Raw genomic sequence first — 23,529 nt, forward strand, 5'->3', positions numbered from 1 at the left:
TCACCTGCTGAGACAGGACTTTCCATCTCCGGGCTCCCGGGGTACTGTTCCGGGAGCCCGGACCCCGTGAGAAGGAAACCCCGATATGACACAGGACACAACCTCGGCGAGTCCGAGGGGAAACGTCGACGAAGAGGTCGATGAATGGATCGAGTCCTGGGAAGGGCTCGTCGACGCGCGCGGAACCCAGCGCGCGGGCGAGATCATGGAGGCGCTGCGTGCACGCGCGGCCACGAACTCCGTCGCCCAGCCCAAGGTCACCACCACTGACTACGTCAACACCATCCCCGTTGACCAGGAGCCGTTCTATCCCGGCGAGGAGAAAGTCGAGCGCCGTTTCCGCAGATGGCTGCGGTGGAACGCCGCCATGCTCGTCCATCGGGCGCAGCGGCCCGAGATCTCCGTGGGCGGGCACATCTCCACCTACGCAGGCGCCGCCACGCTCTACGAAATCGGATTCAACAACTTCTTCCGCGGTCAGGACCATCCCGGCGGCGGCGATCAGGTCTTCTTCCAGGGCCATGCCTCACCGGGAATGTACGCCAGGGCGTTCCTCGAGGGCCGCCTGACCGAGGCCGACCTCGACGGGTTCCGGCAGGAGGTCTCGCGTGCCCCGCACGGACTGAGCTCGTATCCGCACCCACGGCTGATGCCGGAGTTCTGGCAGTTCCCGACCGTGTCGATGGGTCTGGGCCCGATCAACGCGATCTACCAGGCGCAGATGAACCGCTACCTCCACAACCGCGGCATCTCCGACACCTCGGATCAGCGGGTGTGGGCGTTCCTCGGCGACGGCGAGATGGACGAACCCGAATCGCGCGGCGCCCTGCAGCTGGCCGCGAACGAAGGGCTGGACAACCTCACCTTCGTCATCAACTGCAACCTCCAGCGTCTCGACGGACCCGTGCGCGGAAACGGCAAGATCGTCCAGGAGCTCGAGGCGACCTTCACCGGCGCCGGCTGGGACGTCATCAAGGTGCTGTGGGGCCGCGAATGGGACGACCTGCTGGCCAAGGACCGCACCGGCGACCTCGTGAAGATCATGAACGAGACCCTCGACGGTGACTACCAGACCTTCAAGGCCGAGTCCGGCGGATTCATCCGCGACAACTTCTTCGGCCGGACACCTGCGACGAAGGGACTCGTCGACCACCTCTCCGACGACGACATCTGGAACCTGAAGCGCGGCGGCCACGATTATCACAAGGTCTTCGCCGCCTACCAGAAGGCCGTGAACACCAAGGGTAAGCCGACCGTCATCCTCGTGCAGACCGTCAAGGGCTACGGCCTGGGCACGACGTTCGAGTCCCGCAACGCCACGCACCAGATGAAGAAGTTCACCGCCGACGACGTCAAGGCCTTCCGTGATCGGATGGACATTCCGATCAGCGACAAGGTCATCGACGAGGACCCGTACGCGGTGCCCTACTACCACCCGGGCAAGGACGACGACGCAATCCAGTACATGCTCGACCGTCGGCGTCAGCTCGGCGGATTCCTGCCGGCACGCAAACCCGAGCACAACAAGATCACCCTGCCCGCCCCCAGCGACAAGGCGTTCTCGCAGACGAAGAAGGGCTCGGGGCAGCAGATGGCCGCCTCGACGATGGCCTTCGTCCGGCTGCTCAAGGACCTCATGCGAGAGAAGGGGCTGGGCGAGCGGATCGTGCCCATCATCCCCGATGAGGCCCGCACCTTCGGCATCGATGCGTTCTTCCCGACCGCGAAGATCTACAACCCGAACGGGCAGAACTACCTCGCCGTCGACCGCGAGATGTTCCTCTCGTACAAGGAGGCGACGAGCGGCCAGCTCCTCCACGTGGGCATCAACGAGGCCGGTGCCGCGGCCGGATTCACCGCCGCGGGGACCGCGTACTCCACCCACGGCGAACCGATGATCCCGATCTACGTGTTCTACTCGATGTTCGGGTTCCAGCGCACCGGTGACGCCTTCTGGGCCGCCGGCGACCAGATGACCCGCGGGTTCATCATCGGGGCCACCGCCGGCCGGACGACCCTGACCGGTGAGGGCCTGCAGCACGCCGACGGACATTCCCCGGTGCTCGCGGCCACGAACCCGGCCGTGCGCGTCTTCGATCCGGCGTTCGGCTACGAGATCGGGCATATCGTCCGCGACGGTCTGCATCGCATGTACGGCGAGCACGACCTCGGCGAGGACGAACGAAATGTCATGTACTACCTCACCGTGTACAACGAGCCGATGCTCCAGCCGGCCGAGCCCGAGGACGTCGACGTCGAGGGCATCCTCAAGGGCATCCACCGCGTCGCCGAGGCGGCCCCGGGTGACCGTCCGCAAGCGCAGCTGCTCGCCTCCGGTGTGGCCGTGCCCTGGGCTCTCGAGGCCCGGGACCTGCTAGCCGCCGAATGGGGCGTCGATGCCGCCGTGTGGTCGGTGACCTCATGGGCGCAGCTGCGCCGCGACGGCCTCGAATGCGAAGCTGCGGAGCTCAATGTCGCCGACGGCACCGAGTCGGCCGACCGCGTGCCTTACGTGCGTGAGAAGCTGGAGGGCCAGCCCGGTCCGATCGTGGCCACGAGCGATTTCGACTCCACCCAGCCGGACCTCATCCGGCCGTACTTGGACCACGATTTCGCGACCCTCGGCGCCGACGGGTTCGGCTTCTCCGACACCCGCGCCGCCGCGCGCAGGCACTTCAAGATCGACGCGCATTCGATGGTCGTGCGCACCCTGCAGCTGCTTGCCAAGCGCGGTGAGATCGACGGATCCATTCCCGCCGAGGCGGCTCGACGTTATCGTCTGAACGACGTCAACGCCGGCACCTCGGGAACGGCCGGCGGAGACTCCTGACCCGGTTCGAAGCCAGAGTCAGCGGCCGCTCTGCATCTCTGCGGAGATGCGGGCGGCCGCGTCTTTGAGCAGGGGTACGGCGCGATCGGCGAACGACTGGTCGACGCGGCTGATCGGTCCCGATACGGAGATCGCCAAAGGAGCGGGGGAGTCCGGGATGGCCATGGCGAAGCAGCGCACGCCGAGCTCCTGCTCCTGCTCGTCGATGGCATAGCCGCGCTCACGGATGCGGCCCAGCTCGGCCTCGAGATCCTCGATCGTCCCGATGCTGTATTCCGTGGGGGTGGGCATTCCGGCGGTGGCGGCGATATGCCTCACCTGCTCGGATTCGAGCCCCGCGAGGATGGCCTTGCCGACCCCGGTGGCGTGCATATGGGCACGGCGTCCCACCTCGGTGAACATCCTCATCTGGCGTTCGGAGGCGACCTGATCGACGTAGACGACCATGTCTCCGTCCATCGTTGCCACGTTTGCCGACTCCCCGAGCTCGGCGACGAGTTCGCGCAGATAGGGGCGGGCGACGGCACCGAGCTGGGAGCCGGCGATATCGCCGAGTCGCACCAGTCCGGGTCCGAGCGCATAGCCGCGGTCGGGCAGCTGTCGGACCACACCGAGGTTGACCAGGGTGTTGAGCAGGCGATGGATCGTCGGCAGGGGCAGATTGACGTCCGCGGCGATATGGCTCAGCGTCGCCGATCCTGCGGAGTTCGCGATGCACTCAAGCAGTCCGAACGCGCGTTCGACGGACTGCACGCCGCCCTTGGACTGGCGGATCGCCGGAGTGTCCTTGCTGCTCATCGATGTTCCTTAATCTGTGGTGAGTCTCGGCAGTGAAACTCCGTTCAGTCTAGTCCCGAAATGGAAGAAACTTTCCGAATCCACCGACACCGTCTAGTATTTCCACTAGGCAAAAGTTATTATCCATAATACGGAAACTCGATATCAAGGAGGATATTGCCCATGGTCGCCACCAGCCCCGGATACTCCATCACTCTGCGCGTCGGCACCGAGGTCGGTCAGGCCTCGACGTCCGACCTCGTCGCCGCGGCCGCCGCCGCCGGCGCGTCAGTCACCGCCCTCGACGTCGTCGAGTCCACTCCGCACTCGGTCATCATCGACGTCAGCGCCGATACCCGCGATGTCGCCCATGCGGACGAGGTCTCCGATGCGCTGGGCGCGCTGCCCGGAGTCGAGGTCCACAAGGTCTCGGATCGGACCTTCCTCCTCCACCTCGGCGGGAAGCTCGAATCCACCCCGAAGGTGCCCCTGCGCAACCGCGACGACCTCTCCCGCGCCTACACCCCGGGTGTGGCCCGCGTGTGCAAGGCGATCGCTGAGAACAAAGAGGATGCGCGCCGACTGACGATCAAACGCAACACCGTCGCCGTGGTCACCGACGGCACCGCGGTGCTCGGCCTCGGCGACATCGGTCCCGAAGCGGCCATGCCGGTGATGGAGGGCAAGGCCGTGCTGTTCAAGCAGTTCGCCGATGTCGACGCCTGGCCGGTGGCCCTCGACACGAAGGACACCGAGGAGATCATCTCCATCTGCAAGGCCATCGCACCGGCCTACGGCGGCATCAACCTCGAAGACATCGCTGCCCCGCGCTGCTTCGAGATCGAGGCCCGGCTGCGCGAGGAACTCGACATCCCCGTCTTCCACGATGACCAGCACGGCACCGGCGTCGTCACCCTCGCCGCGCTGAAGAACGCGCTCAAGGTCGTCGACAAGAAGATCGAGGACCTGCGCATCGTCGTCTCCGGAGTCGGCGCGGCCGGCAACGCCATCATCCGCCTCCTCCAGGTCGCCGGAGCCGCGAACATCGTCGCCTGCGGCCGTGACGGGGCGATCGGTCCGGACTCGACGGTCGACACCGAGCACAAGAAGTGGCTGCAGGCGAATACGAACCCCGAAGGCTTCTCCGGCACCCTCAAGGAAGCCGTCGTCGGCGCCGACGCATTCATCGGCGTCTCCGCCCCGAATGTGCTCGACGGTGACGATATCGCGGCGATGAACAGGGACGCGCTGGTCTTCGCCATGGCCAATCCCGACCCCGAGGTGGACCCCGCCGAGGCGGCGAAACACGCAGCCGTCGTGGCCACAGGCCGCAGCGACTTCCCGAACCAGATCAACAATGTGCTCGCGTTCCCGGGAATCTTCCGCGGACTCCTCGACGCCGAAGCCCGCGACGTCGACGAGAACATCATGGTCGCCGCCGCCGATGCCATCGCCTCGTGCATCCCCGAGGACGAACTCCACCCCGGCTACGTCATCCCCTCCGTGTTCGATCCCGAAGTCGCGAAGAAGGTCGCCGAGGCGGTCGCCCGGGTCTCGTCCTGAAACCCCAGAGAGCCTTGCGTGCCTGGGGACGGAGAATGAGAGACAATGAGGCCAGGTCAGGCGCCGCCGCCTCGCCGTCGAACCCCGTGCAGAGAAAGAGAATGTGAAAGTGGAACGATCAACACTCGCCGATATCGACTCACTGCTGGGAGACACGGACGAGCTTCTGGCGACCGCGTATCCCGGTGATCGCGACGTCCGCCAGCCCGTGCACACCGTGTACGTGCCCGGACACCGCACGAGTGCGGACCTGCCGTACCAGTGGGGGCAGCAGGCGCTCGAATGCGTCGAGGCCCATGGCGGAATGCTGCAGCTGGCCGAACGCGTCATCACCGCCGCCCGGAAGGAAGCCGGTCCCGCGATCCCCGGTCACGTGCCCAGCATCCACCAGGTGGCCCGGGAGGCCGAACTCCTCGCCGAAGCGGTCACCGCGAAACTCGAACGTGAGCCGATCGAGGACCTGAGGCTGGACTTCGAAGACGGGTTCGGAGACCAGGGGGATGAGACCGAGGATCGGTGGGTCGTCCAGGCCGCCCGCGATGCGGTGGCCGGCCGCTCGGAGAAGGCAGCCCCCGGCTTCGTCGGCATTCGGTTCAAATGCATGGAGAAAGCGACCCGGGAACGCGGCCTGCGCACTCTCGACCTGTTCCTCTCCGAGCTCATCAAGGCAGGCGGCAGCCTGCCGGAGAATCTCGTGCTCACCCTCCCGAAGGTCAGCACCGTCGATCAGGTCCGGGCGATGGTGCTCGCCGCACGAGCGCTGGAAGCCGAGCACAGCCTCGGCGAAGGGACGATCACCTTCGAGATCCAGGTCGAGACCCCGCAGCTCGTCCTCGCCGCCGATGGCACCGTGCCGCTGGCGACGGCGCTGCAGGCCGGGGCCGGGCGCGTGACCTCGCTGCACTACGGAACCTATGACTATTCGGCGTCGATGGGAGTGGCCGCGGCCTACCAGGCGATGGACCATCCGGTCGCGGACTTCGCGAAGAACCAGATGATGCTCGCCGTCGCCGGCACCGGAGTCCACCTCTCCGACGGGTCGACGAACATCCTCCCGCTCGGCGAGCCCGCAGAGGTCCACCATGCGTGGGCCCTGCACGCCGGCCTCGTCCGCCGCCACCTCAAACGAGGGATCTACCAGGGCTGGGACCTGCATCCGCACCAGCTGCCGACCAGGTTCCTGGCGACCTTCGCCTTCTACCGCGAAGGCGGGCCACGGGCGGCTCAGCGGCTGCACGACTACGTGTTCAAGGCGGATTCGACGGTCCTCGACGAACCCGCCACCGCGAAGGCGCTCGCCCGCTACCTCGACAGGGGACTTGTCTGCGGAGCCCACACCGAGGAGTTCGTGACCTCGCGGACGAATCTCAGCCTCACCCAACTCGGGCAGCTCGCCCGCACCGGCTCGCTCGACTGAGCCCACTGACCACCGACCGAAGGAGACCCCGCCCATGACGACGACCGACCCGTACACCTACTGGGCCCCGACCGGCGGCCACCCGCCGCAGTCCGATCTGCTCACCGACCGTGCCCTCGTCACCGAGGCCTATACGGTCATCCCGCGCGGAGTGATGCGCGATATCGTCACTTCGAATCTGCCCGAGTGGACCGGGACCCGGTCGTGGGTGCTGAGCAAGCCCGTGGCCGGGGGAGCGGTGACGTTCTCGCAGACGATCCTCGAAGTCGCGCCCGGCGGCGGCTCGCAGGCGCCGGAACCGCAGCCCGAGGTCGAAGGCTTCCTCTTCGTCATGGCCGGAACGCTCGAGGTCACCCATGAGGGTACCGCGCACACGCTGACTCCGGGTGGGTTCGCGTTCCTGCCCGCCGGATCGACGTGGTCGGCGACGTCCACCGGCACCGAGGCGGCCCGCTTCCACTGGGTGCGCAAACGCTACCAGCCCGTGGCGGGACTGACTCCTGAGGCGAAGTTCGGCAACGAAGCCGATGTCGAACCTTCGCCGATGCCCGGAACCGACGGACGCTGGCGCACGACCCGCCCGCTCGACCCGGACGACCTCGCCTACGACATGCACGTCAACATCGTCACCTTCGAAGCCGGAGCGGTCATCCCGTTCGCGGAGACCCACGAGATGGAGCACGGCCTCTACGTGCTCGAGGGCAAGGCCGTCTACCGTCTCAACGGCGACTGGGTCGAGGTGCAGGAGGGCGATTTCATCTCCATGCGCGCCTTCTGCCCGCAGGCCTGCTATGCCGGAGGGCCCGGACGGTTCCGCTACCTGCTGTACAAGGACGTCAACCGCCAGGTCGAGCTCTGAGCTTCTCGACGCTCTGAACTGCTGAGGGAACGTAAGAAGCGGCTGGCCGGAAGGGATTCCGGCCAGCCGCTTCTCCTGTATGTCAGTCGGCTGAGTGTGTCAGTCCGCTCAGATGAGCTGCAGGGTCCGCGAGGTGTACTCGGAGACCTCCTTGAGCAGCGTCTCGTCGTCGACGAGGTCGCGGCCGAGCGACGGGATCATGTCCTTGAAGCTCTTCTCCCAGCCGGCGAACTCGCGGGGGAAGCAGGTCTTGAGCAGTTCGATCATGATCGGCACCGCGGTCGAGGCTCCCGGAGAAGCACCGAGCAGGGTCGCCAGTGAACCGTCGGCGGACGAGATGAGCTCGGTGCCGAACTGGAGGACGCCGCCCTTCTTCGGATCCTTCTTCATCACCTGCACGCGCTGACCGGCCTGGATGAGTTCCCAGTCGGCGGGGTCGACGGAGGGGATGAAGGTCTGCAGGGCCTCGAAGCGGGCCTTCTTCGTTGCGGCGAGCTCACCGAGGAGGTACGTGACGAGGTCCGTGTTGTCCTTGGCGACATTGAGCATCGTGCCGATGTTGTTTCCGCGCACGGACAGCGGCAGATCGGTGAAGCGGCCCTTCTTGAGGAACTTCGGCGAGAAGCCGGCGTAGGGACCGAACATCAGGTAGTCCTGGCCGTCGACGACACGGGTGTCGAGGTGCGGCACCGACATCGGGGGAGCATCCTGGGCGGCCTGGCCGTACACCTTCGCCTGGTGGCGGGTGACGAGATCCTGGTTCGCGGTGCGCAGGAAGTAGCCGGAGACCGGGAAGCCGCCGTAGCCGCGTCCCTCCGGGATGCCGGACTTCTGCAGCAGCGGCAGTGCACCGCCGCCGGCGCCGACGAAGACGAACTTCGCGCCCACCTGGTGGGTCTCGTGCGAGAGCAGATCCTTCACGGTGAGAGTCCAGCCGTCGGAGGAGCGGTCGAGATCGGTGACCTGGTGGCTCGTGCGCACGGTCGCGCCCTTGGCGGCGACGTAGCTGAGCAGCTGAGACGACAGAGAGCCGAAGTCGACGTCGGTGCCCTGCTTGATGCGCGAGATGCCGTTGACCTGCCCGGGACCACGGCCGGAGAACATCAGCGGCAGCCATTCGGCCTGAGTGTCCGCGTCCTCGGTGTATTCCATGTCCGCGAACAGCGGATTGCGCACCATCGTCTCGTAGCGGTTCTTGATGTAGTCACGTCCCTTGTCGCCGCGTCCGTAGCTGACGTGGGCGATGGGATTGATGAAGGTCGTCGGATCGGTGATGACACCGGTGTCGACGAGGTGCGACCAGTACTGGCGCGAGTGGTGGAACTGCTGGTTGATGTTCGAGGCCTTCTCCAGGTCGATCTGACCGTTGGAGTCCTCGGGGGTGTAGTTGAGTTCGCAGAGTGCGGCGTGGCCGGTGCCGGCGTTGTTCCAAGGGTCGGAGCTCTCCGTTGCCACATAGTCGAGCTTCTCGTAGACGCGGATGTCCCAATCGGGCTGAAGTTCGGTCAGCATGGCGCCCAGAGTGGCGCTCATGATGCCGCCGCCGATCAAGACGACGTCGACTTTTTCCTGCGGTGAGGGCATTTGGACTCTCATTCCTCGTCTCTGACTACATGTATTCGTCTCTCAGGGTACTCTCCGGCATCGGCCCACCTGTAACCCGGGAGGAGGGAACGAAGCGTCGCGAGAGCATTCTCACAGCGGATGGACGTCCGCCCTGCCCGCCTTTATCCGACCATTCGGACGCTTTGGCAAGACAGTCTGTGTTGCCCGCCACAAGATATGCAACTATGGGCACATGTCCAAACGTTTCCAGCTCCGTGACGCGCTCGCCGAATTCCCTTCCTACGTTCCCGGCAAGCCTCCCGTCGCATCCCCCGGCCTGACCCCGTACAAACTGTCGTCGAACGAGAACCACCTGCCGCCGCTGCCGGGTGTCGTCGAATCGGTGGCATCCGCCTCGGCGATTCCGGGGAACTACCCCGATCCCACCGCAGCCGCGCTCGTGGCCGATATCGCCTCCCACCTCGATGTCGAACACGCCGAGGTGGTCCCCGGCGCCGGGGCCTCCGAGGTCCTCACGGCGCTGACGAACATCACCCTCGAAGCGGGCACGTCCGTGGTCTATCCGTGGCCGTCGTTCGAGATGTACCCGATCCTCGCCTCGGCGCGGGGCGCGGAGAAGCGCCCCGTCGCTCTGCTGGAAGACGGTCGCCATGACTTCGCCGGGCTGGCCGCGGCGATCGATGACCCGACCCGCCTCGTGCTGCTGTGCTCGCCGAACAATCCGACCGGTCCGACGATCACCGATGCCGAACTCGAGGGATTCCTCGCCGAGGTGCCCGAGTCCGTCATCGTCGTCCTCGACGAGGCGTACCTCGAATTCGCCACCGAGGCGGCCGACTCCCTCGCCGCTCGCGCCAAGCACCCGAATCTCGTGCTCGCCCGCACCTTCTCGAAGGCGCACGGCCTGGCAGGTCTGCGCGTGGGCTACGGCATCGCCGACGTCGAGATCGCCTCGGCGATGCGACAGGTCATCGCCCCGTTCTCCGTCACCGCCGGTGCCCAGGCCGCCGCCCGGGAATCCCTGGCACGCGTCGACGAGGTGGCCGTGCGTGCCAAGGAAGTCGCTGCGGTGCGCGACCGGTTCGCTCATGATCTGCGGGAGCTGGGTCTGTCCGTGCCCGATGCTCAGGGCAACTATGTGTGGATTGCGCTCGACCCCGAGGCGGCCGTCGCCTTCGAAGGCGAGTGCGCGAAGCAGGCCGTGGCCGTGCGTCGTCTGCAGGGCGGTGTGCGTGTGAGCATCGGACCCGATGAGGCTCTCGAGCGCGTGCTCAAGGTCGCCGCGTCGCTGTGACGATGAGTGCGGAGACGACGGTGGGCACGGACCTGGACGGACTTGCGGCCGAGCTGAGCGCGGGCGCCCTGGTCACCGATCGGGACGTCATCGAGTCCTATTCGTCGGATAAGGCCCTGTTCTGTCCGGTGGGGACCGCCTCGGCGCTCGTGCGAGCTGCCGACGTCGATGATGTGGTCGCGGTGATGCGCTTCGCCACCGCGCATCGGATCCCGGTGGTCACTCAGGGTTCCAGGACGGGTTTGTCGGGGGCGGCGAATGCCACCGACGGGGCGCTCCTGCTCAACGTCGCGAAGCTGAACGCGATCGTCGACATCGACGAGGTGAACCAGACGTGCCGTGTCCAGCCCGGTGTCATCAACCAAGACCTCAAATCGGCTCTGGCCGAGCACGGTCTGTCGTATCCGCCGGATCCGGGGTCGGTGGCGATCTCCACGATCGGCGGGAACGTCGCGACGAACGCCGGCGGCATGTGCTGCGTGAAGTACGGAGTGACGAGAGACTATGTGCGGGGACTGACCGTGGTCCTCGCCGACGGGACAGTGACCCGGTTGGGTCGACAGACGGCCAAGGGTGTGGCCGGTCTCGATCTGGCGGGACTGTTCGTCGGGTCCGAGGGAACTCTGGGCGTCATCGTCGAGATCACCCTCGGGCTCAGACCTCTGTTGGCTCCGCCGGTGACCGGTGTCGGGATCTTCCCGGACCTGGAATCGGCCGGGCATACGGTCTCTGAGTTCATGGCCTCCGGGGCGGCCCCGTCGATGCTCGAGCTCATGGACAGAGGCACCGTGGGCATGATCAATGCCTATGGTGATTTCGGACTGCCCGACGAAGCCGGTGCCCTGTTGTTGGTGCAGTCGGATGCTCCGGGGCAGGCCGGAGTCGCCGAGTTGGAGTCGTTCGAGGCGATCGCCACGGCGCAGGGCGCCGATGAGGTGTTCTTCTCCGACGATCCGGCGGATTCGGAGATGCTCGTCGCGGCTCGTCGGGCGGTGTCCCCGGCGATGGAGAAGTACGTGTCGGGGATCGGTGGGGGAGAGCTCATCGATGATGTGTGCGTTCCTCGGTCCCGCCTCGGCGAGTTCTTCGCTCGGTTGGACGAGATCGCGGCCCGGCATTCGGTGGAGGTGTCCACGGCCGGTCATGCCGGCGATGGGAACATGCATCCGAGTGTGCTCTTCGACGCCCAGAATGAGGCGAGCGTGGCCGAGGCGAAGGAGACGTTCGCGGAGATCATGCAGCTGGGTCTTGATCTGGGTGGGACGATCACGGGTGAGCACGGGGTCGGGTATCTGAAGAAGGATTGGCTGGTGCGCGAACTCGATGCGGGTGCGCGGGCGCTGCAGACCTCGATCAAGGCGGCGGTGGATCCGTTGGGGATCCTCAACCCGGGGAAGATGCTCGGCTGATTCTCCTCTCCATGTCTCGGATTGTGACGGTTCGCGACCGTCTGTGACCGGTCGCGGCCGGCCCCGTCCGGGAGCGGCCTAAGGTGCTGGGAAAAGAGAGGAATCCCCATGACGCTCACCCAGCTGCCCGTTCTCGACCTCAGCCTCGCCGATGACCCCGCGACCGCCGAACAGTTCCGCGAGGACCTGCGTCGCGTCACTCACGAGATCGGCTTCTTCTACCTCACCGGCCACGGCATCCCCGACGCCGAATTCTCCCGCATCATCGATGTCGCACAGAGCTTCTTCGCATTGCCGGAGGACGCGAAACTCGCGATCGAGAACACGAACTCCCCGCATTTCCGCGGCTACACCCGCACCGGGGGCGAACGCACCCAGGGTCGCGTGGATTGGCGCGAGCAGATCGACATCGGCCCCGATCGCGCACCCGTGGCCGAACCGGTCAACGACTTCGACCATCTCACCGGACCCAACCAGTACCCGGAATCGCTGCCCGAGCTGCGGGAGGCCACGGAATCCTGGCATGCGCAGCTGACCGAGGTCGGCGCCCGGCTCCTCGAACAGTGGGCGCTCAGCCTCGGCCAGCCCGGCGATCATTTCGCCGACGCGTTCGCCGAGGATGCCGAATCCTTCATCAAGATCGTTCGCTATCCCGAAGCCGAGTCAGAGTCCGTGACCCAGGGGGTGGGCGAGCACCGCGACGGCGGCACCCTCACCCTGCTCTACCCGCAGCCGGGTACGACCGGTCTGCAGGTGCTCACCGATGACGGTTGGATCGACGCCGATCCGGTCGAGAACACCTTCGTCGTCAACATCGGCAAACTCCTCGAAGTCGCCACGAACGGCTACCTCAAGGCCACCGTCCACCGGGTCCTGCCGACCGGTCCCGGCCAGGACCGCATCTCCATCCCGTTCTTCTATAACCCGGCGCTCAGCAGCCGCCTGCCCGAGGTCGAGTTGCCTGCCGAACTCGCCGCCGAGGCCCGCGGGGTCACCGACGATGAACGCGACGCCCTCCACGCCGTCTATGGGGAGAACACCTTCCTCTCCCGACTGCGCTCCCACCCGAACGTCGCCGAGAAGTTCTACCCGGAGCTCGTCGGCGCTCAGGGCTGAGGGATCGCGTCAGCGGCGGGTCCGCTCCGACAGCTCTGCGATGTCGTCGGGACGGACCCGGCAGCAGCCGCCGATGATCCGTGCGCCGAGGCGGGTCCATTCCGCCGCCGGCCACGAACTGACACCGGGTTCCGCGCCGTCGTGCCAGGTCAGAGTGTTCGCGTCGTAGGTTTCGCCTGAGTTCGGGTAGGCGATGAGCGGCAGGTTTGTGTGCTTGGACAATTCTCTCAGCGCCGGAGTCACGAGGGACGGGCGAACGCAGTTGACCCCGACTGCATTCACGCTCGCCGAGGCGGCCACCGCCTCGGCGAGGTCCGCCAGGGTGCTGCCGTCGGGAAGAGTCGGGGCGGTCATGTCCGTGGTGCCCTGTAGAGTCACGGTCACCCAAGCCGGAAGGCCGATGTCCTCGGTCAGAGCGATGAGTGCGCGGATCTCATCGAGGCGCGGTTGGGTTTCGATGGCGAGCAGGTCCGCACCCGCCTCGGCGAGGGCTTCGACGCGCGGACGATGGAAGGCGGTGTAATCCTCAGGACTCCGGTGATAGCTTCCCGTGTACTCGGCGCCGTCGCCGAGTGCCGCACCATACGGGCCGACGGACCCGGCGATGAGGATTCTTGCGCCTGATGCGGCACTGCGATCTGCCGCAGTGCGCGCGATGCACACGCTGTCGCCGATGATCCGGCTGCCCTCCTCGGCGCCGATTCCCGCCGCGGCGAACCCGAGCGGCGTCGCCTGGTAGCTCGCGGTCGTGAGTATCCGGGCTCCGGCGTCGGCGAAGGCGGTGTGCACGGCGCGCAGGGTGTCGGGGACACGGCGGATGAGCTCGGCCGACCACAGTGCATGGTCGAGGTTGATGCCGCGATCCTCGGCGGCACTGCCCAGCCCGCCGTCGATGACGATGGGGGCGGCCGCCTCGGCGAGGGTGAGCATCTGGGTGAACGTCATGGACTTAGTTAAGCTTGTCTGGTGACTACAGACGAAACTCCGGCAGCATCCGAGACCGCCCCCATCAACGACCGATCGCAGTTCGGCTTCGAGGTGGGCACCCGCATGGACACGGGCGGACGCACCGGAGTCATCCGCACCCCGCACGGCGACATCCAGACACCCGCATTCATTCCCGTCGGCACGAAGGCCACGGTCAAGGCCGTGCGCCCCGACGAGGTCGCGGAACTCGGCGGCCAGGCGGTGCTCTCGAACGCCTACCACCTCTACCTGCAGCCCGGATCGGACCTCATCGACGAAGCCGGCGGGCTGGGGAAGTTCATGAACTGGCCCGGACCCACCTTCACCGACTCCGGCGGGTTCCAGGTGATGAGCCTCGGCTCGGGATTCAAGAAGGTCATCTCGATGGAATCGACGGGCGAGCAGAACGACGAGCTCGTCGCCGTCGGCAAGGAACGGCTGTCGAACGTCGACGATGACGGGGTCACGTTCAAGTCCCACCTCGACGGATCGATGCACCGGTTCACGCCGGAGATCTCGATGCGGGTGCAGCACGAACTCGGCGCCGACATCATGTTCGCCTTCGATGAGCTGACCACGCTGGTGAACACCCGCGGCTACCAGGAGGAATCGCTCGAGCGGACCCGGCTGTGGGCGATCCGCTGCATCGAAGAGCACTTCCGCCTCACCGAGGAGCGGTCGCACCGGCCATACCAGGCACTGTTCGGGGTGCTGCAGGGTGCGCAGTACGAGGATCTGCGGCGCAAGGCCGCCCGGGACCTGGGCGCGATGGACTTCGACGGCTTCGGCATCGGCGGTGCATTGGAGAAGGAGAACCTCGGCATCATCATCCGCTGGGTGTGCGAGGAGCTGCCGGAGAACAAGCCGCGGCACCTGCTCGGCATCTCCGAACCCGACGATCTGTTCGAAGCGATCAAGACCGGCGCGGACACCTTCGACTGCGTCTCGCCCTCCCGCGTGGCCCGCAACGCCGCGATCTACACCCGCGACGGCCGGTACAACCTCACCGGCGCGAAGTACCGCCGCGATTTCGGCCCGCTCGATCCCGACTGCACGTGCTATACGTGCGAGAACTACTCACGGGCGTACCTGCGGCACCTGTACAAGGCGAAGGAGATGCTCTTCTCCACCCTGTGCACCATCCACAACGAGCATTTCGTCGTCTCGCTCGTCGCCGAGATCCGCCAGGCGATGATCGACGGCCGCTTCGACGAGCTCGAAACCGAGGTCCTCGGCCGCTACTACGCGAAGAAGTAGGCGCGCTTCCGGCGGTCGCTGCGGTCGCCCGCCGGCCCGTGCCGGTCAGTCATCGACTTCTGATCAGCACATCGAGTTTTATCTCGATGACTTGATCAGAAGTCGATGTCGGCCGGGGACAAAACTCGATGACACTCGCCGACAACCGCTTTCCGTTCGGGCTGACCACTGGGCACCCGGTGCAGCAGTTCGCGAACAGATGGGCGGCACCGGATGTGGCCGTGGGCGTTCGAAATGTGGTCGCCGCTGTACGCAATGTGATCGGCATCGACCGCGTCAGGCGGCGCGGGCGTCCCTACGCTTCAGCTGCGTCGAGTTCGTAGCTGGGTTCGTGGCGTTTGACGAGCTTGATGACCCGGTAGGTCACGGGCAGGAAGATGATCTCGACGGCGACCTTGTAGACGAAGCCGACGATGATGTAGTTGAGGAAGTCGAGACCCGGGATGACACCGGCGAAGGCGATGATGCAGAACAGCAGCGTGTCGACGAACTCGCCGACACCGGTCGACGTGAGCAGCCGCACCCACAGCTTCGACTCGCCCATGCGCTTCTTCACCGCCACGAGCACCCACGAGTTGAGCAGCTGGCCGACGAAGTAGCCGACGAGGGAAGCCGCGACGATGCGCGGGTAGAAGCCGAGCACGGCGGCGAAGGCGTCCTGGTTCTCGTAACCGGGCCCCGGAGGCGAGATGAGCACGAGCCAGAAGACGAAAGTGGCCAGGATCTGCAGGGCGAATCCGGTGATCACGGCCTTGCGAGCGGCTTTGAAGCCGTACACCTCGCTGATCACATCACCGAGGATGTAGGCGATCGGAAAGAGGAACGCGCCGCCGTCGGTGACGATCGGACCGAAGCCGATGACCTTGGTGGCCGAGATGTTCGAGATGATGAGCACCGCGCAGAACACGGCGAGGAAGACCGCATAATAGCGGCCCCGGGAGGAAGCGAAAGCTGCGAATCGTGCAGCCGAGGTGGTGGTGTGCGCCGGATCGGTGGTGCGATCCGGCTGCCCAGACTCAGACTCGGAACGCCCAGACTCAGGACTCTTCTGCGACAACGGTGATTTCCTTTCCTCCGGTGACCGTGAGCAGCTGCTCGTACGTCAGAGGCACCATCGAATTCGGTGTCCCCGCGCCGGCCCAGAGAACAGGATAGTCCTTCAGCGACACATCGACATAGGTCGGAATCGGCCCCGGATGACCGCAGGGAGCGACCCCGCCGATGACCTGCCCCGAGGCCTCGCGGACGAGTTCCTTCGACGCCCGGTCGAGGGAGTCGACGCCGATGAGTTCGGCGACATGTGCGGTGTCGACCCGGTGGGCGCCCGAGGCCATGATGAGCACGGGTTCGCCGGCGGAGGAGAAGATGAGGCTGTTCGCGATCGCTCCGACCTCGATGCCCAGCGCTTCGGCCGCTGCGGCCGCCGTCGGCGTCGAACCGTCGAAGATCTCGATGCGCGGATCGATGCCCGCAGCCGCGAGATCGGCGGCGACCGCCTCGTGGTTGGGGTGGTCCCACCTCACCGAGGCGGCTCCGGACTCGGTCTCGATCGTTTCCTCCTCGTCCTCGCCGTCGACCTCGGTCACGGGTTCCGCGAGGCCGCGACGGCGCAGCAGCGGGGCGACATCCGGGCGGGTGCCGAAGAAGCGTTCGATCGCCGCCATCGGGTCGACCGAATAGCCGGGGGCGAGGATCGCCTCGCGGAAGGCATCTCCGGCCTCCCGGCTGAGTCCGCCCTGGGACTCGAACCATTCGCTCACCCAGGCGGCGATGACCTCGGAGTAGAGGTAGGAGTAGTAGCCGGCCGCATACCCGGAGGCGAAGATGTGCCCGAAGTAGGTCGACCGGTAGCGCGGCGGAACGAGCGGCGAGAAGCCGGCCGCGGCGAGCACCTCCGATTCGAAGGACAGGACTTCGGTGATGTGCTCTCCGGCCTCGAGCGAATGCCAAGACAGGTCGAGCATGGCAGCGGCGAGGTATTCGATCGTGTCGAAGCCCTGCCCGAACTTCTCTGAGGCGATGAGCGCGTCGACGAGTTCGGCCGGCATCGGCTCGCCCGTGTCGACGTGCTTGGCGAAGTGGGGGAGGACCTGCGGGTGGAAGCGCCACATCTCATTGAGCTGGGACGGGAATTCGACGTAGTCGCGGGGGACGGCGGTGCCGGCCGTCGACGGGTAGGTGGAGTTCGCGAAGAGCCCGTGGAGGACGTGGCCGAATTCGTGGAAGAACGTCGTCAGCTCGCTCGGATTGAGCAGAGTGGGCCGGCCCGGACCAGGCTTGGCGAGGTTGAGCGAGAGGGTGACGACCGGCAGCAGCCCGGTCAGCCGGGAGGCCGGAACCAACTGGTCCATCCAGGCCCCGCCGCGCTTCGTATCCCTGGAATACGGGTCGATGAGGACGAGGCCCAGGTGGCGCTCGTTGACGTCGGTGACCTCATAGACACGGACGTCCTCGTGCCAGGCGGTGACACCCTCGTAGGGGGCGAAGGTGATTCCGTACAAGCCGGTGGCGGCCCGGAAGACGCCTTCGGTGAGGACGGTGTCGAACTCGAAGTACTTGGCCACCTCGTCGGGGTCGATGCCGAATTCGTCGGCGCGGAACTTCGCAAGGTAGTACTTGACGTCTTCGGACGCAACCGTCTCGAGGCCGTAGCGCTCCTTGACCTGCGCAAGTTCCTCATCGAGTTGGGCATTCGCCGGATTGATGAGGGAGGAGACGATATCGGCGGCGGCATCGGGGTTGCCGGCCGTCTGATTGTCGATGGCGAAGGACGAGTAGGAAGGGTATCCGAGCAGATGCGCCTTCAGCGCACGCAGCGCCGTGGTGTCGGCGACCTGGGTGCGGGTGTCGCCGTCGCCGCCGCGGGATCCACGGGCCATCGAATTGTTCAGCACGTGCCGACGCGTCTGAGCTGTGCTCAGGGATTCGAGCACGCCCTGCTGGGTGAAGTTGTTCAGCGGCAGCAGGTAGCCGTCGACGCCGCGTTCGGCGGCACGATTCGCCGCTGCCGCGATCTGATCGTCGTTCATCCCGGCCAGGGAATCGGCCTCGCTGAGATGGATGGCCAACTCGCGCGTATCGAGCTGCAGCGCGCGGGAGAAGGAGTTCTCCAAAGTGGTCAGTTCGGCCGCGATCGTGGCCATCTGCTCGCGTTCGTCCTCGCCGAGGCGGGCGCCCGCACGCACGAACTGATCGATGGTCAGTTCCTGCTGGCGCTTGTCCTCGGGGTTGAGGTCGGAGACCGAAACCTGCTCGATGCGGTGGAAGAGGTCGACGTTCAGCAGGATCTCGGTCTCGGTGGCCGACAGGAGTTCCCAAGTCTCGGAGATGGCGTCGGTGAGTTCGGGACGCAGATGATTCGACTCGATGGCTGCTGCCACGGAGGCGATGCGGGTCATCGGCACGGACGCGGATTCGAATCTCACGGTGGTGGAGAAGAACGTGGACTCGGCGTCGTCGGCGATGATGGCAGCCACCTCGGCGCGGGCAAAATCGGTCGCCGTGTGAACCGCGGTCAACAGCGTCTCCGGGGTGACCGCGGCGAAGTCGGGCAGCGAATAGTCGGTATGCGGGTCGAGGAACGCTTCCCAGACATCGATGCTGTTCGGATCTGCGCTCATTCTCGACGATTCACTTTCTGAAGCGGGTGGGGGTTCGCTCCGATCCTAACGTGAGTCGACCGGCCAGTGCATGATCGCTGGTTACACTGGGTTCCATGGGCACTGGGCAGGGCAAGTCCCTCACACTCAACAGCGCGTTCCGGCTCGGTTTCACCGGCGCCTTGGGCGTCGGGCTGGCGATCGTGGTGATGACGGCGCTGCAGTCCTTGGCGACCGTGATCATCTATATCGGTCTGGCACTGTTCCTCGCTCTCGGTCTCGAACCGATCGTGCAGTGGCTCGTCGACCGCAAGGTCCCGCGGTCGCTGTCGGTGCTCATCGTCGTCGTGGCATTCATCCTCATCGTCGTCGGTGTCGCACTGCTCATCGCGCCGGCCGTGATCAGTCAGATCCAGACGTTCGTCGCGGATCTGCCCGGGATCGTGGCGAACCTTGCCACGACCGGGTGGGTGACGGAGCTCGAGGAGCAGTTCACCGGCGCGATCGACATCGATGCGGTGTTCGCCAACATCGCGGACTGGGCCTCGGATCCGAAGAATGTGCTCTCCCTCGGCGGCGGCGTCGTGTCGATCGGGGCGGGAATCCTCAGCTTCCTCACCGGGGTGATCATCGTCGTCATCCTCACCATCTACTTCGCCGTGTCCATGCCGACGATCAAATCCGCGATGTTCTCCCTGGTCGCGGCCTCATCGCGGCCGACGGTCGAGTCCGTCACCGAGGAGGTCACCCGATCCATCGGACGCTACGTCCTCGGCCAGGTGTCGCTGGGTGTCATCAACGGCGTATGCTCGGCGATCTTCCTCACCATCATCGGCGCCCCGTTGCCGGCACTGTTGGCGTTCGTGGCGTTCCTCGCCTCGCTCATTCCCCTGGTCGGCCCGATCACCGGGGCGATCATCATCACCGCGTCCTGTCTGATGGTCTCGCCCGGACTGGGCATCACAGCCGGAATCTACTACCTCGTGTACATGCAGGTCGAGGCGTATCTGCTCAGCCCGCGGATCATGAACAAGGCCGTCGACGTGCCCGGTGCCCTCGTCATCATCGCCGCGATCGCCGGCGGAACCCTCGGTGGGGTGCTCGGTGCGGTGGTCGCGGTGCCGGTGGCCGCCTCGGCGCTCATCATCATCCGCAAGGTCGTCGTCCCGGCGCAGGCGAAGAAGTAGCAGCGGCTGGCCGACTGTCAGTCGTGGTCGTCGTGGTGGTCGGAACCGATCCGGGTGACGAGGGCGTGGATGATGAGCTTGCCGATGAAATATGTGCCGAAATAGCCGACTGCTGCGACGACGAGCGTGACGAGCAGGTTGGACTCCCCGGTGCCGACCACCGACAGCGTGGCGAACACCGTGACGGTGATCGCCGCGAGATACGGGATCAGTCGGAGGACGGGGGACTCGGGCTCGCTCACGGGGCTGAGTCTAGCAACGGGGTACCGGAGCATCGATGCGGAGTCTAGGGTGGAGCCCATGACTGAAGCCGACTGGAGAGCTCAGCGCGACGACGCCGTCCCCGAGGATGTGGAACGTCTGCTCGCAACCGTGCCGGAATGGTTCGGCAGACCCGAATCCAACGCCGAATACATCGACGACGCGCGCCGCATGGAAACGTGGACGGTCCGCGACGAACGTGGCCGAGTCGTCGGAGTCACGCTGGTGACGCAGCACTTCCCGCAGACCAGTGAAATCCATTTCACCGTCGTCGACCGCTCCGTCCACGGCGGGGGAGTCGGGACTGCGATGATCGAAGCCATCACCGAGGATGTGCGGGCCCGTGGGTCGCGGCTGCTAGAAGTGAAGACCTTGGGCCCGTCGAAGGAAGATCCGAACTATGCGCGGACCCGTCACTTCTACGAGAAGATGGGCTTCCTGCCTCTGGAGGAGACCGACCTGTGGGGAGCGGACACGCCCTGCCTGATCATGGTGAAGCCGGTGGGGTGAGACTGCGGACGACTGTCCGCGCTCGCTAGAATTCCTGCACCATCGTCTGCTGATGGACTCGGCCGCCCTGCCAGCGGATGCCCGGAACCGGCGGGGTCGGGCCGTGCACGCGGAAGCCCGAGCGCTCGAAGAAGCGCACCGCACCATGGTTCTCGACGAGTGTCTGGAGGTGGCAGCCGGGAACACCATGCTCCCGCAGCCGATCGATCCACGCCGCCATCAGCGCTGCCCCGGCGCCCGTGCCGCGTGCCTCAGGGGCGACGTTGATGTGCAGATGCGCCGGCCACCGAGGATCGAGGAGCTCGCCGGACGCGGGCCGTCTGTGCAGACGATCGCGGATCGCGTCCGCCGTGCTGCGGGCGAAGAAAGCCACTGAGGATGGCCGTCGCATGATCAATCGAGCCGAGATGGCGTCGCCGAAGAGCTTGTCCTCGCGGGGAAACTCTGCGGTGTCGAGACATCCGGCCAGGTAACCGACCGGTCCCGACTGCGTCCATGCGAGCAGAACTGACTGAGGATCGTGGCGGATATAAGGAGTCAGGTAGACCTCGGCTTCGGACTCAGGATCTCCCCACAGCGTGCCCGTGGGCGAGCCCTCTCCTGCGCGTGCGAAGAGAGCCTCAAGGGCTTCGCGATCTTCCGGAGAGCAGGGCCTGATGTCCACGCCGACAGTCTCTCAGATTCCGGGCGAATCTCACCTGCGAACTCCCTCCACGGCTATTGTCCGCACCCGGGTTCCGACCTAAGGTGAGAGGACACGGACACATCCGCTCCGCGCCTCCGACCGCCATCGGACGAGGCACGTGTTGTGGGGTGGATGGACTCACACGAAGGAGTGTCATGGCAGTCTACTCAGCACCCGGTACCGACGGTTCGCTCGTCACGTTCAAGCCCCGCTATGAGAACTACATCGGCGGAGAGTGGGTGCCTCCGAAGGACGGCAACTACTTCGAGAACATCACTCCCGTCACCGGCCAGGTCTTCACCGAGATCCCCAGCTCCACCGCAGACGATGTCGAGACCGCGCTCGACGCCGCCTGGGCCGCGGCACCGGCCTGGGGAAAGACGTCGGTCGCCGAACGTGCGAACATTCTGCTCAAAATCGCCGACCGCATCGAATCCAACCTCGAGATGCTCGCCGTCGCCGAAACCTGGGACAACGGCAAGGGCATCCGCGAACCCCTGGCCGCAGACCTGCCGTTGGCCGTCGACCACTTCCGCTACTTCGCCTCAGCCATCCGGGCGCAGGAAGGCGGCATCTCCCAGATCGACGACGACACCGTCGCCTACCACTTTCACGAGCCCCTCGGCGTGGTCGGACAGATCATTCCCTGGAACTTCCCTCTGCTCATGGCCACGTGGAAGCTCGCACCGGCGCTCGCCGCCGGCAACTGCGTCGTCCTCAAACCTGCCGAGCAGACTCCGGCATCGATCCTCGTCCTCGCCGAACTCATCGGCGACCTGCTGCCTCCCGGCGTCCTCAACATCATCAACGGATTCGGCGTCGAAGCCGGCAAACCGCTGGCGTCGAACAAACGCATCCGCAAGATCGCCTTCACCGGTGAGACGACGACCGGCCGCCTGATCATGCAATACGCCTCGCAGAACATCATCCCGGTCACCCTGGAGCTCGGCGGCAAGTCACCGAACATCTTCTTCGACGACGTCATGGCCGCCGACGACAGCTTCAGAGACAAGGCGCTCGAAGGCTTCGCGATGTTCGCCCTCAACCAGGGCGAGGTCTGCACCTGCCCGTCGCGTGCACTCGTCCAGGACTCGATCTTCGACGACTTCGTGGCCGCCGGCGTCGAACGCGTCCGCTCCATCAAGCAGGGCAACCCACTCGACACCGACACCCAAGTCGGCGCACAGGCCTCGAACGACCAGTTCGAGAAGATCATGTCGTACCTCAAGATCGGCAAGGATGAAGGCGCCGAGGTGCTCATCGGCGGCGACAAAGCCGAACTCGACGGCGACCTCGCCGGCGGCTTCTACATCCAGCCGACGATCTTCAAGGGCACGAACAAGATGCGCATCTTCCAGGAGGAGATCTTCGGACCCGTCGTGGCCCTGACCTCGTTCTCCGACTACGACGACGCGATCGCCACAGCCAATGACACGCTCTACGGCCTCGGAGCCGGAGTCTGGGCCCGCACCGGCAACACCGCCTACCGAGCCGGACGCGACATCCAAGCCGGTCGCGTCTGGGTGAACAACTACCACGCCTACCCGGCCCACGCCGCGTTCGGCGGATACAAGTCCTCGGGCATCGGACGAGAGAACCACAAGATGATGCTCGACCACTACCAGCAGACGAAGAACCTGCTGGTCAGCTACTCCGAAAATGCACAAGGATTCTTCTGATGAGTGAAACAGCCGAAACAGCCGCCCTCGAATCGACACCGACGATCGAGGGCGAAGAGAAATCGCGAGTGGCGATGACTCAGGCCGCCATCGACCTGCTTGCCGGCCTCGTCGACAAACACGGACAGCTCATGTTCCACCAGTCCGGCGGCTGCTGTGACGGCTCGTCGCCCATGTGCTTCCCCGAAGGCGACTTCCTCACCTCGGAAGCCGATGTGCTGCTCGGACACTTCGAACTGCCCATCGACGATGCCGAGAAGGCCGGACTGGACTTCTGGATGTCGACGGAGCAGTTCGAGTATTGGAAGCACACGCATCTGACGATCGATGTGGTGCCGGGACGGGGGAGCGGCTTCAGCGTCGAATCACCGACGGGAAACCGCTTCATCATCCGCTCGACGCTCATGGACGTCGGCTGAGACGAGGCGCGACCGGGGAACCGGCGCAGCTGATGCCCGATTGTGTGCTCGATCCACGGCGTTCTGATCGCAGAAAACGCCGTGGATCGACCACACAATCGATGCCGCAGAACGCGTGTAGCCGCCGCGCCTGCG

The 23,529-nt window shown here is 65.7% G+C and carries 19 protein-coding genes; 12 read left to right on the top strand and 7 right to left on the bottom strand.

Going from position 1 to position 23,529, the window contains the following annotated elements:
- The first annotated feature begins 85 nt into the window (after positions 1-85).
- Positions 86-2,830, top strand: coding sequence for a pyruvate dehydrogenase (acetyl-transferring), homodimeric type (gene aceE, locus AC3CD9_RS00845; protein ID WP_488365875.1), 2,745 nt, complete (start codon positions 86-88; stop codon positions 2,828-2,830).
- Positions 2,831-2,848: 18 nt separating this feature from the next.
- Here the strand turns inward: aceE and AC3CD9_RS00850 are convergent, their stop codons facing one another.
- Positions 2,849-3,628, bottom strand: coding sequence for an IclR family transcriptional regulator (locus AC3CD9_RS00850; protein ID WP_139907129.1), 780 nt, complete (start codon positions 3,626-3,628; stop codon positions 2,849-2,851).
- 162 nt (positions 3,629-3,790) lie between these two features.
- Between AC3CD9_RS00850 and AC3CD9_RS00855 the strand changes: the two genes are divergently transcribed.
- From AC3CD9_RS00855 to AC3CD9_RS00865, 3 genes are all read left to right on the top strand, one after another.
- Positions 3,791-5,170: an NAD-dependent malic enzyme gene (locus tag AC3CD9_RS00855; protein ID WP_488365876.1), complete on the top strand. Its 1,380-nt coding sequence runs from the start codon at positions 3,791-3,793 to the stop codon at positions 5,168-5,170.
- A 109-nt stretch (positions 5,171-5,279) separates the two neighbouring features.
- Positions 5,280-6,587 (top strand): DUF6986 family protein, encoded by a 1,308-nt coding sequence (locus AC3CD9_RS00860; RefSeq protein ID WP_488365877.1) that lies wholly within the window; start codon positions 5,280-5,282, stop codon positions 6,585-6,587.
- A 34-nt stretch (positions 6,588-6,621) separates the two neighbouring features.
- Positions 6,622-7,446, top strand: coding sequence for a bifunctional allantoicase/(S)-ureidoglycine aminohydrolase (locus AC3CD9_RS00865; RefSeq protein ID WP_139469323.1), 825 nt, complete (start codon positions 6,622-6,624; stop codon positions 7,444-7,446).
- A gap of 108 nt (positions 7,447-7,554) precedes the next feature.
- Here AC3CD9_RS00865 and AC3CD9_RS00870 read toward each other — a convergent pair whose 3' ends face one another.
- Positions 7,555-9,030 (bottom strand): malate:quinone oxidoreductase, encoded by a 1,476-nt coding sequence (locus AC3CD9_RS00870; RefSeq protein ID WP_488365878.1) that lies wholly within the window; start codon positions 9,028-9,030, stop codon positions 7,555-7,557.
- A 214-nt stretch (positions 9,031-9,244) separates the two neighbouring features.
- On the opposite strand from AC3CD9_RS00870, the gene AC3CD9_RS00875 reads away from it, so the two are divergent.
- The 3 genes from AC3CD9_RS00875 (at position 9,245) to AC3CD9_RS00885 (ending at position 12,831) form a co-directional block, all read left to right on the top strand.
- Positions 9,245-10,306, top strand: a complete 1,062-nt coding sequence (locus AC3CD9_RS00875; protein WP_488365879.1) for a pyridoxal phosphate-dependent aminotransferase — start codon at positions 9,245-9,247, stop codon at positions 10,304-10,306.
- Between the two features lie 2 nt (positions 10,307-10,308).
- On the top strand, positions 10,309-11,715 hold the full coding sequence (locus tag AC3CD9_RS00880; RefSeq protein WP_488367481.1) for an FAD-binding oxidoreductase: 1,407 nt from the start codon (positions 10,309-10,311) through the stop codon (positions 11,713-11,715).
- Positions 11,716-11,823: 108 nt separating this feature from the next.
- Positions 11,824-12,831, top strand: coding sequence for an isopenicillin N synthase family dioxygenase (locus tag AC3CD9_RS00885; protein WP_488365880.1), 1,008 nt, complete (start codon positions 11,824-11,826; stop codon positions 12,829-12,831).
- A 9-nt stretch (positions 12,832-12,840) separates the two neighbouring features.
- Here the strand turns inward: AC3CD9_RS00885 and mmuM are convergent, their stop codons facing one another.
- Positions 12,841-13,776 carry a homocysteine S-methyltransferase gene (gene mmuM, locus AC3CD9_RS00890; RefSeq protein WP_488365881.1) on the bottom strand — a complete coding sequence of 312 codons (936 nt, stop codon included), beginning with the start codon at positions 13,774-13,776 and terminating at the stop codon, positions 12,841-12,843.
- Between the two features lie 21 nt (positions 13,777-13,797).
- On the opposite strand from mmuM, the gene tgt reads away from it, so the two are divergent.
- On the top strand, positions 13,798-15,054 hold the full coding sequence (gene tgt, locus AC3CD9_RS00895) for a tRNA guanosine(34) transglycosylase Tgt (protein WP_488365882.1): 1,257 nt from the start codon (positions 13,798-13,800) through the stop codon (positions 15,052-15,054).
- Positions 15,055-15,349: 295 nt separating this feature from the next.
- Here the strand turns inward: tgt and AC3CD9_RS00900 are convergent, their stop codons facing one another.
- Both AC3CD9_RS00900 and AC3CD9_RS00905 read right to left on the bottom strand, forming a co-directional pair.
- Positions 15,350-16,111, bottom strand: coding sequence for a queuosine precursor transporter (locus AC3CD9_RS00900; RefSeq protein WP_248284022.1), 762 nt, complete (start codon positions 16,109-16,111; stop codon positions 15,350-15,352).
- Positions 16,092-18,674 (bottom strand): M3 family metallopeptidase, encoded by a 2,583-nt coding sequence (locus AC3CD9_RS00905; RefSeq protein WP_488365883.1) that lies wholly within the window; start codon positions 18,672-18,674, stop codon positions 16,092-16,094. The genes AC3CD9_RS00900 and AC3CD9_RS00905 overlap by 20 nt, the downstream gene beginning before the upstream one ends.
- Before the next feature lie 95 nt (positions 18,675-18,769).
- Here AC3CD9_RS00905 and AC3CD9_RS00910 point away from each other — a divergent pair, with 95 nt between their 5' ends.
- A complete protein-coding gene (locus AC3CD9_RS00910) occupies positions 18,770-19,840 on the top strand; it encodes an AI-2E family transporter (RefSeq protein ID WP_488365884.1) in 1,071 nt (356 codons plus the stop codon).
- A 17-nt stretch (positions 19,841-19,857) separates the two neighbouring features.
- Here AC3CD9_RS00910 and AC3CD9_RS00915 read toward each other — a convergent pair whose 3' ends face one another.
- Positions 19,858-20,082, bottom strand: a complete 225-nt coding sequence (locus AC3CD9_RS00915; RefSeq protein WP_488365885.1) for a hypothetical protein — start codon at positions 20,080-20,082, stop codon at positions 19,858-19,860.
- Positions 20,083-20,140: 58 nt separating this feature from the next.
- On the opposite strand from AC3CD9_RS00915, the gene AC3CD9_RS00920 reads away from it, so the two are divergent.
- Positions 20,141-20,611, top strand: a complete 471-nt coding sequence (locus tag AC3CD9_RS00920) for a GNAT family N-acetyltransferase (protein WP_488365886.1) — start codon at positions 20,141-20,143, stop codon at positions 20,609-20,611.
- Between the two features lie 25 nt (positions 20,612-20,636).
- Here AC3CD9_RS00920 and AC3CD9_RS00925 read toward each other — a convergent pair whose 3' ends face one another.
- Positions 20,637-21,275, bottom strand: coding sequence for a GNAT family N-acetyltransferase (locus tag AC3CD9_RS00925; protein ID WP_488365887.1), 639 nt, complete (start codon positions 21,273-21,275; stop codon positions 20,637-20,639).
- A 176-nt stretch (positions 21,276-21,451) separates the two neighbouring features.
- On the opposite strand from AC3CD9_RS00925, the gene adh reads away from it, so the two are divergent.
- Positions 21,452-22,975, top strand: coding sequence for an aldehyde dehydrogenase (gene adh, locus AC3CD9_RS00930; protein WP_488365889.1), 1,524 nt, complete (start codon positions 21,452-21,454; stop codon positions 22,973-22,975).
- Positions 22,975-23,394, top strand: coding sequence for a DUF779 domain-containing protein (locus AC3CD9_RS00935; protein WP_262775993.1), 420 nt, complete (start codon positions 22,975-22,977; stop codon positions 23,392-23,394). The genes adh and AC3CD9_RS00935 overlap by 1 nt, the downstream gene beginning before the upstream one ends.
- Positions 23,395-23,529 lie beyond the last annotated feature (135 nt).

This window comes from Brevibacterium sp. MGP-B1 (assembly GCF_057766545.1).

What these genes read in the sequence shown, in the direction of transcription:
- aceE (WP_488365875.1), top strand. Translation starts at nt 86, where the DNA reads ATGACACAGGACACAACCTCGGCGAGTCCGAGGGGAAACGTCGACGAA.
- AC3CD9_RS00850 (WP_139907129.1), bottom strand. Translation starts at nt 3,628, where the DNA reads ATGAGCAGCAAGGACACTCCGGCGATCCGCCAGTCCAAGGGCGGCGTG.
- AC3CD9_RS00855 (WP_488365876.1), top strand. Translation starts at nt 3,791, where the DNA reads ATGGTCGCCACCAGCCCCGGATACTCCATCACTCTGCGCGTCGGCACC.
- AC3CD9_RS00865 (WP_139469323.1), top strand. Translation starts at nt 6,622, where the DNA reads ATGACGACGACCGACCCGTACACCTACTGGGCCCCGACCGGCGGCCAC.
- AC3CD9_RS00870 (WP_488365878.1), bottom strand. Translation starts at nt 9,030, where the DNA reads ATGCCCTCACCGCAGGAAAAAGTCGACGTCGTCTTGATCGGCGGCGGC.
- AC3CD9_RS00875 (WP_488365879.1), top strand. Translation starts at nt 9,245, where the DNA reads ATGTCCAAACGTTTCCAGCTCCGTGACGCGCTCGCCGAATTCCCTTCC.
- AC3CD9_RS00880 (WP_488367481.1), top strand. Translation starts at nt 10,309, where the DNA reads ATGAGTGCGGAGACGACGGTGGGCACGGACCTGGACGGACTTGCGGCC.
- AC3CD9_RS00885 (WP_488365880.1), top strand. Translation starts at nt 11,824, where the DNA reads ATGACGCTCACCCAGCTGCCCGTTCTCGACCTCAGCCTCGCCGATGAC.
- mmuM (WP_488365881.1), bottom strand. Translation starts at nt 13,776, where the DNA reads ATGACGTTCACCCAGATGCTCACCCTCGCCGAGGCGGCCGCCCCCATC.
- AC3CD9_RS00905 (WP_488365883.1), bottom strand. Translation starts at nt 18,674, where the DNA reads ATGAGCGCAGATCCGAACAGCATCGATGTCTGGGAAGCGTTCCTCGAC.
- AC3CD9_RS00910 (WP_488365884.1), top strand. Translation starts at nt 18,770, where the DNA reads ATGGGCACTGGGCAGGGCAAGTCCCTCACACTCAACAGCGCGTTCCGG.
- AC3CD9_RS00920 (WP_488365886.1), top strand. Translation starts at nt 20,141, where the DNA reads ATGACTGAAGCCGACTGGAGAGCTCAGCGCGACGACGCCGTCCCCGAG.
- adh (WP_488365889.1), top strand. Translation starts at nt 21,452, where the DNA reads ATGGCAGTCTACTCAGCACCCGGTACCGACGGTTCGCTCGTCACGTTC.
- AC3CD9_RS00935 (WP_262775993.1), top strand. Translation starts at nt 22,975, where the DNA reads ATGAGTGAAACAGCCGAAACAGCCGCCCTCGAATCGACACCGACGATC.